Consider the following 17,273-nt stretch of genomic DNA (forward strand, 5'->3'; position numbering starts at 1 on the left):
GTAGTGCTTCATCAACAAGATTTCGATATGCTTGCCGCAACGATCGCGATGACGTGCTTTACGATAGGCCTCCGAGTGACCAACGCCTCCACCCAGACCACAGAGACCGATCAAGAGGCCATGCGGCTGCGGGCGGAACTCGAGCATCGCACCAAGGTCACCCCGGCCATGCTCCACTCCATCAACACCGAGGGCCAGCTGATCTCGGTCAGCGATGCCTGGCTTGCCAAACTCGGCTATACGCGTGACGAGGTGATCGGCAGGCCATCCTCGGATTTCCTCACACCGGAATCCCGCGCCTATGCGATCGAGGAGGTTCTGCCGGTCTTCTTCCGGACGGGCCGCATCGACGACGCCGAATACCAGATGATTTGCAAGGATGGACGCGTCATCGACATCCTGCTGTCCGCGGTGCTGGACGATGGCTCCTCCGAGATCGGCACCATCTCCCTGGCCGTCATCACGGATGTGACCGCGCTCAAGACGGCCAAACGGCTGCTGTCGGCGAGCGAGGCACGCTACCGCGGCCTGGTGGAAGACCAATCCGAACTGATCTCGCTTGCCAGCCCGGACGGCGTGCTGCACTTCGTCAATCATGCCTATGCGCGCCATTACGGGCTGCCGCCGGAGGAGATGATCGGCAGGAATCTGTTCGATTTCATTCCCGAAGACGGTCGCGCCGCCGTGGCCGCGCATTTCAAATACGTCTGCAGCGTCAACCACAGTGTGGAAGATGAAAACCAGGTCACGCTGCCCGATGGCCGGCGCCGCTGGATGGCCTGGCGAAACAGGGCGCTCACCGATGCCGATGGGCAGGTGATCGCCATCCATTCCGTCGCGCGCGATATCGACGACCGCGTCGCCGCCGAGCGGCGTCTCAAGGAGAGCGAGGCACGCTACCGTCTGCTGGCCGATCACGGCACGGATATGGTGGTGCAATTCGACCGGGAGCTGGTTCGCCGCTATGTCTCGCCGGCCTGTCGTGACATTCTCGGCTACGAACCGGAAGAATTGATCGGCGGCCAGCCGACCGATCTGGTCCATCCCGACGACGGTGCCAGCGTTGCCATGACTTTCCGGTCGTTGCTCGACGGCAGTGAAGAACGAAGGACGATCATCAACCGGTTTCGCCACCGCGACGGACGCTGGATCTGGCTGGAAGCGCAGCTCAAGGCACTCAAGAACCCCGAGCGCGGAGCCCTGTCGGGCGTCATCGGCACGCTACGGGATGTCTCGGCTCGAAAGGCCATCGAAGAGGAACTGCAGGAGGTCAACCGGCGTCTGCAGGCGCTTGCCGAGCAGGACGGCTTGACCGGCTTGGCCAACCGGCGGCTCTTCGACGATGCGCTCGCGCGCGAAACGCACCGGGCGATGCGGGAAAAGAGCAGCCTTGCCTTGCTGATGATCGATGTCGATTGGTTCAAGACCTTCAATGACTTCTATGGCCATCCGGCCGGCGACGAATGCCTGAAGCGGATCGGCGCGGCCATCAGGCGCATCGTCAGCCGCCCCGGCGAGATCGCCGCCCGCTATGGCGGCGAGGAGTTCGCGGCCCTTTTGCCCGATACCGACGAGCAGGCCGCGGCGGCAACCGCCGAAGAGATCCGGCAGGCCGTGTTCGAGCTTGCGATCGAGCACAGGATCAGCCCGAACGGCGTCGCAACCATCAGCATCGGCGCCGCGGCAACGACGGCCGGAGCCGCCTTCGAGCCCGAGCAACTCCTGAACAATGCCGACCGGGCGCTTTACCGCGCCAAGGAAAGCGGCCGGAACAGGGTGGCCCATAATTCGAAGCCGTCTTCGCAGACGGAGAGGCCAGAAAGCGCTTCCACGAAACGTTGACGCCCCACCCGCGCGGGGCCGGCGGCGATGGGCGTGAACGGGCCTGCATCATTGCGGTCTGAACGACACTTCCAGATGCTGCCGGTCATGCGCGATAATCTGGCAATTCGTTTCAAAGCCTTCGCTGCGGATAGACAATACGAATTCGGGCGGAATGCCCATCGCATTGGAAACGCAAAGGCCGGCGCCATCCGCGCCAAGGGACTGGACCGTGCAATCGATCGTCGAGCGGCGGTCGTTGAATATGATCGAACCGGCCTTCAGCACCCGCCGGCGGGAACTTGCGCTATCCGCCTGAAGGGAGCTCCATGAAACGCAGCGGTTCCGGCCATTGTGCTTGGCATGGTACATCGCGGCATCCGCCTGCGCCAGCAATGTCTCGATATCCTTGCCGACCAGGGAGAGCGCCGAAACGCCGAGGCTCGCGGTCACCCGCAACGCGCCATGATCGCCACCGATTTCCTTCGACAGGATCGCCGTCCTGACCTTTTCCGCAACCGCAAGCGCGCCGTCCCGGTCGACATAAGGAAGAAGGATGGCGAACTCCTCGCCGCCGAGACGACCGAAGAGATCGCCGGCCCTGAGGGTGGCTTTGCAGGTCGCCGCCACCGCTTTCAGCACCTCGTCTCCAACAGCATGCCCATAGGTGTCATTGACCTGCTTGAAATGATCGACATCCAGGACGATGCAGGACACATGATGCTGATGCCGCAGGGCAAGCGCGATGAGCTGATCGGCCTCCTGCTTGAAGGCCCGCCGCGTCAGAGCCTCGGTCAGGCCGTCGGTCGCGGCCGACTGCAATAGCTCGATCCGGTCCATCGCCACGCCGGCAAGCTCCTGAAGGACGGCACGGTCTTCGCTCGCGAACGATCTCGGCTTGCGGTCGATCGCGCAGACCGTGCCGATCACATGGCCCTCTTTCGTTTTCAGCGGCATGCCGGCGTAAAAGCGGATATGGGTCTCGCCGGTCACCGCCGGATGGTCCGAAAACCGAGGGTCCCGCGTCGCATCCTCGACCACCATAGCCTGTTCGCTGTCGACCACGTAGCGGCAGAACGTATCCTCGCGCGGAACCTCACCGGCGGCCAGCCCCGAGCAGGCCTTGTACCACTGGCGATGGGCATCGATCAAAGAGACGAGACCGATATCGACTGCAAAGACCTGCTTTATCAACCGCACGATCCGCTCGAAACCCTCGTCGCGCGGCGAATCCAGCAAATCCAGGGGCTCAAGTGCTTCCAGACGCGCGGCCTCCCGCCGATCATCCACGGACAACTTCCCAAACACGCCCGCAGCCGCCATCCCGCACTCCTCAAAAGACCGATGCCGTGATCCGTTTGGAAACTAGGCAAAGAATGCGGTGATGAAAAGCCGGTAATTGGGAGGTGGTGGTTTCTCGCTGAGCGTGCAGGCTAAAGATAATCTGGCTCCAGTCCGGTCAGGAACTCCGAAAAGCTACCGGCGACCACTCCGACCTGATCCCAGCCATATCCCGGCTCGCCAAAGGTTTTCGCCTTCACTGCAAGATAATGGACACAGCCGTGTGTCTCGTATCGCAAATCGAGAAGGCAATGATCGTAGCCTTCATCGAAAGTGAAGGGATACAGGCTGTCCGGCAGTCGTGCTATGGAATTGCTGGAAATTGACCTAGCAACGCGCCTTAGAACGCCCCTCATGATTTGATCGTGAATCTACGCTTATTGACCTGCTTTAGCGATGATCGGAACAGTTTCAGTAACAATATCCTGACGCCCATCGATCTCGACAGCAAATGAATAATGCAGCGAGCGTGGCAGTCGGCTAAGTGATTCCGCCAGCTTCACTCTTCGATAGGACGTTGCCATATTGGCAAGCTCGAGGTCCTCGCGAAGATAGATTTCCCCTTCCGACAGCGGGCCATGCGCTTTGCGCAGCTGCGGCAAGAGTTGACGCCCATTTTCATCCTCGATGAACTTATAGGTGTCGGGTAAAGTCGCGCTCATCAGAATATTCCATATATCCTCGGGAGCGTTCCGGGATTCGCGGAAAAGTTCGACAGCATTCTCCGGCATTTCAACACCCGCCAGATCGTATAACTCCTGCAGATCATGCGGGGGAGGGTCGGTTTCTCTGCGGCTTGTCAGATCCATGAGTAGAGCAACATCAAGCGAAAAAGTAAAATGGCGCCCCTCCCTGTGCCAAAGGTCGATCGCTCCCAAGCTCGAATATCCGAAAGCTGCAAAATCCCCACTATGCAGATTCGGCGCTTTCGCCAATATGCCCGCGAGGAAATCGTCAAACATGAATGGCGTGCACAAATAGTAGTTCCGATCAGCATAGTATCCGAGGCCATGCTGCACCCAAAATCGCGTTAGATCATCGGGCAACCTGCCAACAGCTGCTGTCGCTTCGGCTTCCGCAACCCGTTTAGCCTGACGAGGTTCGCCTCGCGCTTCAAGAAATTCGGTGTTTGACACATGGCCTCGTCAAACTGTTCTTAACAACGTCTGCGTACGAGAAGGCACCCACCCCGTCGATAAGAACCTATTCGAATGTAATCCAGGACACACCTTGGACGAGCCTGCCACCGTGACCACAGCTATCGCCGAAACGAGCAATTTTCTGCCCATTGATATTGGCGACTGAAGAACCACTGACGATACCGTCGTCAGTCGGAACGCCCGTGCAAAGACATTTGTCGCCAACCGTGGCAACGGGAACACCTTCGACGGTAACAAAGCTCTGTTGAGTTGACTGGACAGGGCCACCCACATGCGGTTTCGGTCCCGGATCGCACGCAGGGCAGGTATGCATTTGACCTTTAAGTGTAACAGGACTTCCCATAGTTATATCTTCCTATGTAAAATAAATCTGTTCGCTCATGGTTAGACCATCCCAACGTTGCTTTGCTGCCGAAGTAACACACAATCTCGCCTCTCGGATGAAATTTGCGGGTGAACACGATATGCTGGGAGTAACTTTTCCTGTCTAATATTCACTTTAGCGAGCGTATGGATGAGAGCATGATGCTCTGCGTCAATGATGGTCCAAGCCTTGCGAAGCTCTAAGGTGGAGATGACTGCCTGCAATGCTTCCACCGCAAGTCCGTTTCCACTTCTAGCTGGAGCCAAAAGCCCGCCCAATTCATTGTCCGGTCCAACTTGGATAAAGCCGATAGGATTGCGCGGATCTAAGCGGTCAGCACCCACGTAAGTACGCAATCCTTGCTCCCGTGCTTCTCGCCATTCTACAATTACAAAAAAGGTATCTGCGATGTCAGTAACGGGAGGATACGGGCTAAATCGGCAAACATCCGGGTCGGACAGAAGTACATGCAACCCTGGCCCGTCCGAATGAACTGGCGTCCGTAAAATCAGACGCGGTGTCTCTATTCGACGAATATCCAAAGGGCTAGAAGATGTTGAAATTTGTGTTTCGTATGACATTACCGTTCCAAACAGTTTATTTAGCTGGCCACCATACAAAAAGCACTACGCAAGTTTGCTTAAACGACTAAGAACCTTGTCCGTGTGAATTGCCCCACCTGGTTTTATAATTTCAAAACGATCATCTTCTCCGGGAATTAACCAAAGCTTTATTACATAGCTATTCTCTCCGTGTTCTTTCTCTCCGGCATTCTCGATTTCCCAAGTGCCTGTTCCAGGCAATACCTCATAAATTAAACTATAGGGTCCATTATCAATCTTTGCTGATTCATAATAAAACACAGAACCAATATAGACCGGGGTCTCGTGAATATTAAATGGAACGCGCAAGCAGGAAATCGTATCTGGAGAGACAGCAAACGTACTTGCCATCTCAACATCAACACGGCATATGAATGCATGCTCTGGAACACCGAGACTGATAATTCCAGGAGACCAAGCAAAGCCTTGGTCAAGTTCATCGTTACCCCAAATATGGCCGGGGCGATTGACGGAAGGCAAGTAAACAATCAGTTGCCCGTAGTTAATCATGACGCTAAATGTTGCAAGCATTGCTATGGTCCCGTTATAAGTGTAATTCTACAGCCTGCTGGTAACCCCTTCACGTTCGCCCCTATTATGCCGCCTGAGACCCTGTTATCGCGCCAATCGATGTTTCTAACGCTGGCATGTCCACCATTCTCCATAAATGCTGCTGGAGGATATTCGTCCGGTTCCATGCCGCTGTATCGAGGAACGCCGCTGGTTGAAGTTGCACGCCGTGCCCTTGCGGCGATTGGGTTTGCATCATAGGTCAAAACACTAGGAAAGCCCATTCGTTGCGCATCATCGATATGCTTAGCGGATTCAGGAGCACTAGAATACGGAATTACAATGGTTTTTTGGCAGCAGTTCCCAGTTGCGCACGATTCTGCAGCTGTTGCGGACAGCTGCTTTGCCAATGCTTGAGCTTTTTTTAGTCGCTCTTGCAACTCTCCGGATGTAAGAGCTGAAACGGCTGCTCCCGTGGCAGTCGAATTAACTGGTGTATCTCCACTCAAAAGAAGGCCAGTTCCTACGACAGCTGCGCCACCTACAAGAACACTGGTGGAGATACCCGTGCCTGCTGCGGCCCCGCCTCCAAGAGCAATGGCGCCGCCTCCCGCACCCGCTAATAAGGGGGCTCCAAGTATAGGCATCAGCCCACCTCTTCCATTGAATCCACTAGGCGACTCATCTGGTGAAGAAGTATCTCCACATTCTCGTCGGGTGTGCCTGGACCTGATTGTATAAACTGCTGGATTTCCGGCTGGCTTTCAAATCGGTCGCCACTGGAAAGCATCAAAAACCCCCAAATGCTTAGAGACCGTTCTTGAGTAAGCCCCAGCTGATTGCCAGACGCCTCATACCGCAAGATGCGCTCGTTCAGTACTTCCTGAGTCATGCCCGCTGTTTGCTCGGGGGCCATGGTTTTAAGAATTGACGACATTCGGTCGCAGTACGCTGTACGACGATCGGCGTGAAGCGCGCTGAGCTGATCTGCGCCAAGCACCAGCATTCCTCTAGGTGTTTTAGGCAAGTCCTTTGGCCTTAGCGCGCGCTTAGGCCCACTAGGGCTGTTTATAAGAACGGCAGTAGCGGGACCGAAAACACGCACAAGCTGTTCTGTCGTAAGTAAGGGTATGAAGGTGCTTAGCACACTTGGGTCCCAATGGCGAAACAGAACACGCTCGTACTTGATCGCCAAATCAGATGATTCATCATCCGCAAGAAAACGTTCGTCAGGGATGCGAATTTCATTAATCGTTCGCAGGTGCCGCCACAGCGCTTGCTCGCCCTCTGGGCACAACCAGAACACTGCGCAGGGTTTACCGAGCACCAGCTCCTCAATCTGCTCCCTAGCCCGGCGGTTGTTCAAGGGAACAAGCCACGGCCCGTCACGACGCATGTTCTCGTCGCCACCCTTTAGAAATAATGAACGACCGCTAATATCGGCATCGGCAAGCTCGTCTTCGAGGTCATCAAAGTACCCGCCATCAAGCACAGCAAACAAAGGCCCGTGCATGTGGTCAAGAGCAGCTCGAAACCTTCGAGCGCGAGCTACATCATCTATCTCGTCTGAAAGTGGTGTTTCCATTGTTAATATGCTCGCACGAACGGCGTCCCAGATTGCGACATCTTCTTGAGACAGGACGCGCCCTTGCCAGGGCCGCCTTTCTTGAAATTGATGCGGTTGCCCTCAATGTCTATCTTGAGAGCATAAAACGTAATGCCCTTTTTATTGATGGTAATGTACCCGCCGGGCGCAGAAAGGCGGATTTCATCATCGGCGTAGATTTCCCAAACTTTGGCCTCGCCATGATATTTCTCGCCGGAGACAATATTGTACAGCTGCCCCACCTCGATTGCGATTTTGTCGCCGACAGTCACCTGCTGTTCTTTGCCAACATTGAGAACATGTGTCTGACCGATATTTGTTACCTTGCTAACTCCGATTTGCTCGGCTTTGGCAATGCCGACGGAAGTCGATTGAAACATGCCGATGATCGTATTCATGATCCCCGGTAACGGAAACAAACCAGAGGCATCTTCGCCAACGCCGGTGCCTGAGCCGCCAAGCGCCGTGCCAGCATCGGAGCGCGGATTACGACCCGAGATCACGCCTTCGCGTGAGGCAAGACCGCTGGCTCCAAGGAAGCCAAGCGCCGAGGAGGCGAGTGTGGTTGCGAAGGCTGCTATACCTGGGCCGCCGCCCGCCAATTGTGCCGCCTGGGTAAGCAGCCCCGCCGTCTGTCCCGCAAGCCCCTGCACGCCCGCCATCGCCAAGGCTGCCATCGGCCCCGTGCCGCCGACCACCGTGTTCACCGATCCGCCGATCTCGTGCTTCTGGTTGCCGCTCACCTCGACGGCGCGGTTGCCGCCGATGGAGGCGACCTCGTGGCGGTCGACGCGTTTGGTGCGGTCGTTGCGGATGCGCGTCGTCTGGTCCTTCTGGGCGTGGAAGAACATGTTCTCGCGGCCAGCATCGTCCTCGAAGGTCATCTCGTTGAAGCCGGTACCCTTGTGGGTGTTGGAACGCATGACCATGCGGGTCTTGTTGCCGGGCAGGTCGTAAGGCACGGCATTGCTGGGGTTCGGCACCACGCCGGTCACCAGCGGCCGGTCGGGATCGCCGTCGATGAAGGCGACCATGACCTCCATGCCGATGCGCGGGATGATCTGGCCGCCCCAGTTGCCGCCGGCCCAGTTCTGGGCGACGCGGACCCAGCAGGTGTCCGAACCGTCCTTCTTGGCGCGGCGGTCCCAGGGATACCAGAGCTTGATGCGGCCATACTGGTCCGGATGGATCTCCTCGCCGGCAGGGCCGGCGACGATGGCGACCTGGGTGCCGCGGATGCGCGGCCGCTCCGTCTGCCGGTGCGGCGTCATCGGCACATGCGACGGCACGGCCTCGAATTCGTTGGTGTATTCCGGCTGATCCGCATTGGTTTCATAGGACGGATCGACGGCAGCATGGATCGCCCGGACGATCACATGCTCCTCATAGGCGCGTTCCGGATGCGCCACTTCATAGGGCGTGAAGCGGCGGCCCGCCTCCAGGATACGCGATGTCGACTGGCCGATGACGCGGTTGTGGTCGGCCTCGCTCGCCTGCATCCGCAGCTTCTGCGCCCGCTCGGCCTCGGCGACGGAGCTGATGCGGGCCGGATATTCGTAAAGCTCCCGCTTCATCGCGCCCGGCATCTGCACCAGCGACGGTGTCGCCGTGGCCGGCACGATCTTCGGCGTCTCGAAATTCCAATCGGCGCCCGCCCGCTGGCCGGGAACATAGGCGTAGTGGCGCATCCAGTCGGTGATGTGGTTGCGGTCGGAAGAGCCCTGCGCCAGGCGCACCCGTGTTTCCCCCTGAGCGGACGGCGAAGGCCCGGCCCATGAACCGGCGCTGTCGGCGACATGCAGCCGGTGGCTGCCGTCCTCATGGCTGAACCAGTAGAACAGCCCGTCCTCCTCGAAACGGCGGGTCAGGAAATCCAGATCCGTCTCGTTCCACTGCACCGAATAGTGCTGCGGCGGCGGTGGCGTCACGATGCCCGATACGTCGGGCGCCGGAATGCCGTGCTCGGAAAACAGCGTCTCGACAATGTCGACGCTAGTCTTGTCCATCCAGATCCGGCAATCGGACCGCTGCGACAGGAGCCACATCTGCGGCTTCAGCACCAGCGAATAGGAGCGCAGCCCGCGGGTGATCGGCGGGCCTTCCTGCAGCGCGGTCACCAGCCCGTTGAACGGGCGGCGCACGCCGTCGCCGCCATCCTCACCCTGCTGCACCTCGATGGAGACATCCACCAGACGGCCGATCAGCTCTTCCGGCTTCACCACCTCACGCTTGGCGCGCACGAAGAGGCGGATATCGAACAGCGACGATATCCCCTCGTCGATCGTCACGCGCTCGGGCAGAAGCTGATCCGTCCCAAGCGGCGACAGGACCCGGAGATTGCGGGTTGCCTGGATGAAATCATTGGCCGAAGGCTGATCGTTCATCTGCGTTTATCCTACTCGTGACGTCGCCGCACCCGGTTTGTCGGCGCTGCCCAGCGCCTGCTTGCGTCCACCGACGAGATAAACCGTCTGGAACAGCGTGCCGTTCGGCGGGATCGCATCGATGCGCGGACCGTAGAGAAAATCCGGTGTGAGGATCTTGCCGACGTCGGCCCGCGAGGCGACCGTGCCCAGCAGGTAGGCGCCACGGGCCATCAGCACCCTGGTCTCGCCGTCGCTGACGGAATAATTGAACTGCGCCACGAATGTGGAATGGTGGTTGATATCCAACTCGCGAACAATGTGGGCTTCATTGTTGCGCAGCCATCTTTGCAGCCAATGCGTCAACGACATCTCGTTGGTCTTTTCCGCAAACATCCGGAAAAGCGATGCCGCGGCACCCATGGCCTGGCCTCGGGCCGCGAATTCGCGCGGGCCGCTCTGATAAGAGAAATAGTCATAGGAAGGACCGCGGCCTGCGCGCTTGACTGGCGGCAAGTCGGTCTGTCGCACCGGCTCCATTTGCAGCGCCGGCGACGAAACGGAAAAATCTACCATGGCGGCCTCGATGAATGAACGCTCTTGAAACGGTGGAAATCGCGGCCGCGGCCGCGATTTCCCAGCAAGCACCGCTCCGGCGCGTGTCGAACGCGCCGGAAGACAGCGCTAATCTCAGGCGGCCTTGGTCGTGGCCAGGTCGTAGGACGCGATCATCGGCGACTGCGGGGTCTGCGAGTCGTCGTATGGCGTGTACTTCACTTCCATCTTGGTGAAGTTGAGCTTGATCGTTTCGACCGGGCGGTCACCGCTGGAATCCACCGAATAGCTGGCGATCAGCGTGTTGGTCAGCGTGTATTCGATATAGGTGTCGCCAGGATTGCCCGTCGTCACCAGATGGATGACGGCCTGCTTGCCGGTGCGGCCCGAGCATGCTTCCTGGAAGAGCTTCGTCGAGGAGGAATCGCTGACCTTGGTCAGGATGACTTCCGAAACGGTCGGCTCGGAAGCTTCGCGGTTCGCTGCCGAACCGGCCGAGGTCTTCATGTTGCGCGACACGTTCCAGTGAATGACTTCGATGTCCATCCACTTCTTGTGCTGCTCGTGAGTGGCATCGCCCTGGATACCGTCGATCTGCAGATAAATCGGCATGCTATCAGCTCTCCTGTTGGGATTGACTTCGCCTTGTTGCGTCAAGGCGTGGTTACCTTTCCGTCTAATGTCGCATCCGGACAGCTTGCCCGTCCGAGGCTGCTTCATTCGCCGCACCGCCCTGCGGATCGGCGAATTCGGTGTCGTCCGCCGCGCGTCCTTCGATGACGAAGCGGTGGTCGTGAAAACTGATGTCGATGCTGGCGATCTTGCGCCGTTCGCCGAGCGCATCGAGGAAGAAGGTCGAAAGTTCGGGCAGAAGATCGCGGGCGATCATGATCTCGATCGTGCGGGCGCCCATTTCGCTGGCCTTGGCGCGCGCCACCAGCGCCGCGCGGGCCGCGTCCGACAGTGAAACCGTCGTGCCGTAGGCCGCCGCGACGCGATCGCGAATGCGCCCGATCTGAATGTCGACGATCCCGCTCAATGTCTCGCCGCTGAGCGGCATGAAAGGCAGGACGACCGTTCGCCCGACAAAGGCCGGCTTGAACTGCTTCTGCAGTTCCGGAAGCAGGAGCGCCTCCAGCGCTTCGCCCTCCGGCATCGTATCGGGATCGGCGGCAAGGGCGGCCAGCAATTCGGAGCCCGTATTCGCCGTCATGACGATCGTCGTGTTCTTGAAGTCGATATCGCGGCCTTCGCCGTCGCGCAGCGTGCCCTTGTCGAACACCTGGTAGAAGACTTCCTGCACGCCCGGATGCGCCTTGTCGATCTCGTCGAGCAGCAGCACGCCATAGGGCCGACGGCGCACGGCCTCGGTCAGCACCCCACCCTCGCCATAGCCGACATAGCCGGGCGGCGAGCCGAGAAGCATGGAAACCTTATGCTCTTCCTTGAATTCCGACATGTTGATCGTCGTCAGATATTGGCTGCCGCCATAAAGCAGATCGGCGAGAGACAGCGCCGTTTCGGTCTTTCCGGTTCCAGACATGCCGACGAGCAGGAAGACGGCCGGCGGCCGGCGCGGATCGGAAAGCCCGGCTCTCGCGGCCCGCATCGCCGCCGCAATCCGGGCGATGGCGGCATCCTGGCCGATGACGCGCTCTTTCAGCCGCGCATCCAGCGTCTTGACGGTTTCGACCTGATCCGACAGCAACTTGCCGACCGGAATGCCCGTCCAACGCGCCACGACGCCGGCAATCACGTCCCTGTCGACGACGCGGGGAACGAGCGGCGTTTCGCCGGCGACCTTGGCGAGGTTGCGCTCCGCCAGGACCAGGGCCGCGCGAGCCCCCTCGGCGGCGCCATGCGGCGAGAAGGGGGCGACATTATCGGCATGACCGGGATCGGTTTTTTGCACCGGATCACCTGCGGCGTCGCCATCGACGAACGAGGCTTCGAGGCGATCGGCCTCGCGTGACAGCCGCATTTCTTCGTCGAACTTCGCCTGCAGTTTTTCGATTTCGGCGGAGACATCCGACTGCTCGGCATCGATGATCGCCAGGCGCGCGACGATCTCCGCGGTTTGCGGTTCGGCTTGCAGCGATGCGGCTTCGAGCGCCAGCATGGCGCGCTCGTTTCTCAAGCCCTTCAAGGCTTCGGGGATCGTCTGCCGGGCAAGCGAGACGGCGGCGGCGGCCGTGTCGATCAGGCTGATCGCCTTGTCCGGCAGCTGCCGGTCGGGGATATAGCGCGCCGAGAGGCGAACCGCGGCGGCCAGCGCCTCGTCGCGGATGCGAACCTTGTGATGCGCCTTGAGGCTGCCGGCGATGCCGCGCAGCATGCGGATCGCCGTCTCTTCGTCCGGCTCCTGGATCTGCACGACCTGAAACCGGCGGGTCAGCGCCGCGTCTTTCTCGATGTAGCGCTTGTATTCGCTCCATGTCGTCGCAGCGATCGTGCGCAGTTCGCCGCGTGCCAGCGCCGGCTTGAGGATGTTCGCGGCGTCCCCTTGCCCAGCCTGTCCGCCGGCACCGATCAGGCCATGTGCTTCGTCGATGAAGAGAATGATCGGGTCGGCGGCGGCCTTGACCGCATCGACCACGCCATGCAGGCGACGCTCGAATTCGCCTTTGACCCCCGCGCCGGCCTGCAGCAGGCTGAGATCCAGAAGCAGGAGGCGGACCGGCTTCAGCATGTCCGACACATTGCCGGCAGCGATCTCCAACGCCAGCGCTTCCGCCACCGCCGTTTTACCGACGCCGGCTTCCCCAACGAGGATGGGATTGTTCTGTCGGCGACGCATCAGGATATCGATGACCTGGCGCAGTTCGCGATCGCGGCCGATCACCGGATCGATGCGGCCCGAGCGGGCATCGGCGGTCATGTCGCGGGTGTAAAGCCGCAAAAATTCGTTGTCGCCCGCTGTGGAAACTCCACCCGAAAGGGGGGCGATCGGTGCCGCGGCATCGGAAATCGGCGCGGCGCTCAGACGCTTTTCCAGCGCATTCCGATCGAGATTGCGCAGCGAAGGGGCGATGCCACGCAGGACGATTCGCAGCGACTGATCGGTTGTCAGGGCAGTGAGAAGGTCGGCCAGGACGACGCTATTGCGTCCGCATTGCAGGGAGGCGACGAGCCATGCCTCGCGCAAAAGAGCCAGCAGATTGGGCGAGAGCACGAGCGAATTTCCGCCATCGCGAGGAAGGTCGGCGATGGCGCTGTCAAGCTCGGTCCTGAGCAGCTCGGCAGACACGCTAAGTTCTTCAAAAATTAAGCTAACTTCGGTTCCGTCGAGAAGCACTCTTATCCAGTGTGCGACATCCACCATAGCGTGCCGATTGCGCGCGGCAAGCGAAGCCGCCGCCTCCAATCCGACACGCAGATCAGGCTCAAGCGTTCTGATGAGACGATTGAGATCGATGTTCGACAACCGGAAAGCCTCCCTTCAAAGTTTTAATCTGCACGTCCTCCACGGTCGCGAAAACAACTAGGGCGCACATACAACCTTGTCTAGGCTCAAAGATCATTTTTTCTTTTCGGGGATGAATTACCATCTGTCACAAATCCGTCGCAGAATATACACGGTTGACAAGGCAATATCTCCGCATCAGTATCTCGCGCTCCAATGATGTAGTCGGAATTGCGGAGTTAATGTCCTGTTGAACATTCGCGACATTACAAATCCACTTGATGAAATTGCGCCATGCGGAGAAAACATGCGCGGCAATACTTCATTACGTGAAATATACTATAGAATAAAAGACGCAAGAAACCAGGCTCGGACTGCTGAGCGAGGTATTTCACCTGGTGAGAATATTAGTCTTTCACCAGCTTGGACAGAAGTTAGCAATCTTGGATTGCAGATCGTTTCTTCAAAAAGTAAGGATCTCGAAGTATTGTCGTGGCTCGCCGAAGCAGAGTTGCGGTTGCATGGCTTCGAAGGACTGCGTAATATCTATCGCGCTATAACGTCGCTTTTGGACAAGTATTGGGAGCAACTTCATTCGGTCGGCGATGATGATCCGGAAGAGCGATTTGCACCTTTAGCGGGTCTCAACGGCATTGGCGGCGAGGGCACGATCATCCAGGCCATCCGGCTGACCCCGCTCGTTCCCGGCGCGAAATTTGCCCAGTATTCGCTCTGGGATTTCCAGCTTTCGCAGCGACCGAACGAGACGAAGCGGCGCGATGAACTCAACCAGGCCGTCACGGAAGCCGGCGTCGCGGCGATGCGGGCGCATCTCGATGCGCTGAACGATTGCATCGCCGCCTTCGACGGCCTTGTGGCGCTGCTCGGCGAGCGGTGCGGGAGCGAGGCGCCGCCAAGCTCCAACACGCACAACGTACTCGCGGAAGCGGCATCGGCGATCCGGGCGCTCGCCGGCATAGACCCGGAAGCGGACGCGGTGGCAGCCAGCGAAGCCAGGCTTCAGGCCGCCAATGCGAATGCGGCAACGGACAAGCCCGCGATGGAACGCAAGCCGCCGAATGCCGATGCCATCGGATCGCGGGAAGAGGCCTTCGAGCTTCTGAGCGCCGTCGCCCGCTATTTCCGCCGAACCGAGCCGCACTCGCCGATCTCGCTGGCGATCGAGACCCTGGTCCGGCGCGGACGCATGGATTTTTCCGAACTTCTGGCCGAGCTCCTGCCCGAACAGCAGGTCCGAAACGCCGTTCTGACCGCCGCCGGCATCCAACCGAAATCGAACAAGGGCGGATAAAACACACGCATAGCAGAATTTTTTGCAACCTGGTCTTGTCGAATCCGGAGTTGCGACAATCTTTACGGAATTTGCCTCTGGCATTAAAGGGAGAAGTTGTATGGCAAGTGTTCATGAGAAGCTGGAGCGGGTGCGCAAGCCACGCGTCCACATCAAGTACGAGGTCGAGACCGAAGGCGCGATGGTCGTCAAGGAACTGCCCTTCGTCGTCGGCGTTCTCGGCGACTTCTCCGGCGACCCGACCCAGCCACTCAAGCCTTTCGGCGAACGCAAGTTCGTGCAGATCGACCGCGACAACTTCGACGATGTCATGCGCCGCATGACACCGGGCCTCAACCTCACGGTCGAAAACACGATAGAGGGCAACGGCTCACAGATCCCGGTCTCGCTGAAGTTCGAAAGCATGAAGGATTTCGAGCCGGGGTCGATCGTCAACCAGGTGCCGGCACTGAAGGCCCTCCTCGACGCCCGCAACGAGTTGCGCGACCTGATGAGCAAGGCCGACCGCTCGGAGGAGCTTGAACGCCTGCTCGAGGACATCCTGCAGAACAAGGGCGACCTGTCCAAGCTGGCCTCCGAACTGAGCGCCCTGCAGAAACCGTCCACGAACTGATGGCCGCCGGCGATCCCTCAAGCGAGACCGCCCCACACCTGTTTCAAGCAGCGGAGCCGGCCGGATCGATATCCCTTCCGATACGCTGCCTTCTTGTAAGGATTGAACGATGAGCGCCGAAACTCAATTGAAGGCCCCCGAGGCCGAATTCGCGCCTGCAGAAAACCTCCTCTCCCAGGTCGTGGCCGCAACGCGCCAGACCGAGCCGGACCGTGCCCAGGATCTGCTGAGGACGCTGACCGACCAGGCCCTCAAGGGCACCGTCACCTATGACCGCAACCTGACGGTGACGCTGAACAACGCCATTGCCGAGCTCGACAAGACGATCTCCCGTCAGCTCGCCGCCATCATGCAATCGCCCGAATTCACCAAGCTCGAAGGCACCTGGCGCGGGCTGAACTATCTCGTCAAGAACAGCGAGACCAGCGTCAACCTGAAGATCCGCGTGCTGAACGCCTCCAAGCGCGACGTCTCGAAGGACCTGGCGAAAGCGGTGGAATTCGACCAGTCGCGCCTGTTCAAATCCATCTACGAAGACGAATTCGGCACGCCCGGCGGCGAGCCGATGGGCGCCCTGATCGGCGACTACGAATTCGACAATTCCTTCGAGGACGTCCAGACGCTGCAGGGCATCTCCTCCATCGCGGCGGCCGCCTTCGCGCCCTTCATCTCCGCCGCGAGCCCGCGCATGTTCGGCTTCGACGATTATCGCGAGCTGGCCCGCCCGCGCGATCTCGAGAAGATCTTCGAAACGGTCGAATACGCCAAGTGGCGCTCCCTGCGCGACAGCGACGACTCTCGTTTCGTCACGCTTGCCCTGCCGCGCGTGCTGGCGCGCATGCCCTATGGTCCGAAGACGAACACGATCGATGAATTCGGCTTCGACGAGACGCTGGGATCGAAGACCGGCGAACTCGATCACGACGCCTATTGCTGGATGAACGCCTCCTACGTGATGGGTACACGCCTGACCGAGGCCTTTGCCCGCAGCGGCTGGTGCACCGCCATCCGCGGCGCCGAAAACGGCGGCAAGGTCGAGAACCTGCCGATGCATATCTTCTCCAGCGACGACGGCGACCTCGATCTGAAATGCCCGACGGAAGTCGGCATTACCGACCGGCGCGACGCCGAACTGGGCAAGCTCGGCTTCCTGCCGCTCTGCCACTACAAGAACACCGACTATGCCGTGTTCTTCGGCGCGCAGACGGCGCATAAGCCGAAGGTCTACGACAAGCCGGAAGCGACGGCCAATGCCGCCGTCTCCGCGCGCCTGCCCTACATGATGGCGACCTCGCGCTTCGCCCATTACCTGAAGGTCATGGGCCGCGACAAGATCGGTTCCTTCATGGAGGCGGAAGACTGCGAAAACTGGCTGAACCGCTGGATTTCCAACTATGTCAACGCCAATGACGACGCCGGCGAGGAATCGCGCGCCAAGTATCCGCTGCGCGATGCCAAGGTCACGGTGCAGGAAGTTCCGGGCAAGCCCGGCTCCTACAATGCCGTCGCCTGGATGCGCCCCTGGCTTCAGATGGAAGAACTGACCACCTCGCTGCGCATGGTCGCCCGCATTCCGTCCAAGAACTAAGCGGCTGTCCGCGCGGTGCCTGCCGCCGCGCGGCT

Annotated in this window: 14 protein-coding genes; 4 read left to right on the top strand and 10 right to left on the bottom strand. The window is 59.5% G+C overall.

Annotated elements, in window-relative coordinates; all coding sequences use genetic code 11:
* The first annotated feature begins 75 nt into the window (after positions 1 to 75).
* Entirely contained in the window at positions 76 to 1,842 is a 1,767-nt protein-coding gene (locus FHX11_RS15165) for a sensor domain-containing diguanylate cyclase (RefSeq protein ID WP_184358470.1), read from the top strand.
* Between the two features lie 48 nt (positions 1,843 to 1,890).
* Here the strand turns inward: FHX11_RS15165 and FHX11_RS15170 are convergent, their stop codons facing one another.
* From FHX11_RS15170 to tssH, 10 genes are all read right to left on the bottom strand, one after another.
* Positions 1,891 to 3,144 carry a sensor domain-containing diguanylate cyclase gene (locus tag FHX11_RS15170; protein ID WP_184358471.1) on the bottom strand — a complete coding sequence of 418 codons (1,254 nt, stop codon included), beginning with the start codon at positions 3,142 to 3,144 and terminating at the stop codon, positions 1,891 to 1,893.
* Positions 3,145 to 3,539: 395 nt separating this feature from the next.
* The gene (locus FHX11_RS15175) at positions 3,540 to 4,298 is read right to left on the bottom strand and encodes a GAD-like domain-containing protein (protein ID WP_184358472.1); all 759 of its coding nucleotides are present in this window, start codon (positions 4,296 to 4,298) and stop codon (positions 3,540 to 3,542) included.
* A 67-nt stretch (positions 4,299 to 4,365) separates the two neighbouring features.
* Entirely contained in the window at positions 4,366 to 4,665 is a 300-nt protein-coding gene (locus FHX11_RS15180; RefSeq protein WP_184358473.1) for a PAAR domain-containing protein, read from the bottom strand.
* Between the two features lie 41 nt (positions 4,666 to 4,706).
* Entirely contained in the window at positions 4,707 to 5,267 is a 561-nt protein-coding gene (locus FHX11_RS15185; RefSeq protein ID WP_184358474.1) for a GNAT family N-acetyltransferase, read from the bottom strand.
* Positions 5,268 to 5,312: 45 nt separating this feature from the next.
* The gene (gene comJ / locus FHX11_RS15190; protein ID WP_184358475.1) at positions 5,313 to 5,819 is read right to left on the bottom strand and encodes a competence protein ComJ; all 507 of its coding nucleotides are present in this window, start codon (positions 5,817 to 5,819) and stop codon (positions 5,313 to 5,315) included.
* A 625-nt stretch (positions 5,820 to 6,444) separates the two neighbouring features.
* A complete protein-coding gene (locus FHX11_RS15200; protein ID WP_184358477.1) occupies positions 6,445 to 7,383 on the bottom strand; it encodes a DUF4123 domain-containing protein in 939 nt (312 codons plus the stop codon).
* A 2-nt stretch (positions 7,384 to 7,385) separates the two neighbouring features.
* Complete coding sequence (gene tssI / locus FHX11_RS15205) at positions 7,386 to 9,788, bottom strand: type VI secretion system tip protein TssI/VgrG (protein WP_184358478.1); 2,403 nt, start codon at positions 9,786 to 9,788, stop codon at positions 7,386 to 7,388.
* Between the two features lie 6 nt (positions 9,789 to 9,794).
* Positions 9,795 to 10,343 carry a hypothetical protein gene (locus FHX11_RS15210; protein ID WP_184358479.1) on the bottom strand — a complete coding sequence of 183 codons (549 nt, stop codon included), beginning with the start codon at positions 10,341 to 10,343 and terminating at the stop codon, positions 9,795 to 9,797.
* Positions 10,344 to 10,457: 114 nt separating this feature from the next.
* A complete protein-coding gene (locus tag FHX11_RS15215; RefSeq protein ID WP_168842975.1) occupies positions 10,458 to 10,934 on the bottom strand; it encodes a type VI secretion system tube protein Hcp in 477 nt (158 codons plus the stop codon).
* Positions 10,935 to 10,998: 64 nt separating this feature from the next.
* Entirely contained in the window at positions 10,999 to 13,746 is a 2,748-nt protein-coding gene (gene tssH, locus FHX11_RS15220) for a type VI secretion system ATPase TssH (protein WP_184358480.1), read from the bottom strand.
* 229 nt (positions 13,747 to 13,975) lie between these two features.
* Between tssH and tssA the strand changes: the two genes are divergently transcribed.
* The 3 genes from tssA (at position 13,976) to tssC (ending at position 17,238) form a co-directional block, all read left to right on the top strand.
* Positions 13,976 to 15,037, top strand: coding sequence for a type VI secretion system protein TssA (gene tssA / locus FHX11_RS15225; RefSeq protein WP_184358481.1), 1,062 nt, complete (start codon positions 13,976 to 13,978; stop codon positions 15,035 to 15,037).
* Positions 15,038 to 15,137: 100 nt separating this feature from the next.
* Entirely contained in the window at positions 15,138 to 15,650 is a 513-nt protein-coding gene (tssB, locus tag FHX11_RS15230; protein ID WP_184358482.1) for a type VI secretion system contractile sheath small subunit, read from the top strand.
* A gap of 109 nt (positions 15,651 to 15,759) precedes the next feature.
* Positions 15,760 to 17,238, top strand: a complete 1,479-nt coding sequence (gene tssC / locus FHX11_RS15235; RefSeq protein ID WP_184358483.1) for a type VI secretion system contractile sheath large subunit — start codon at positions 15,760 to 15,762, stop codon at positions 17,236 to 17,238.
* Positions 17,239 to 17,273: the final 35 nt, after the last annotated feature.

The organism is Rhizobium sp. BK602 (assembly GCF_014195095.1).
GTDB lineage: Bacteria > Pseudomonadota > Alphaproteobacteria > Rhizobiales > Rhizobiaceae > Rhizobium.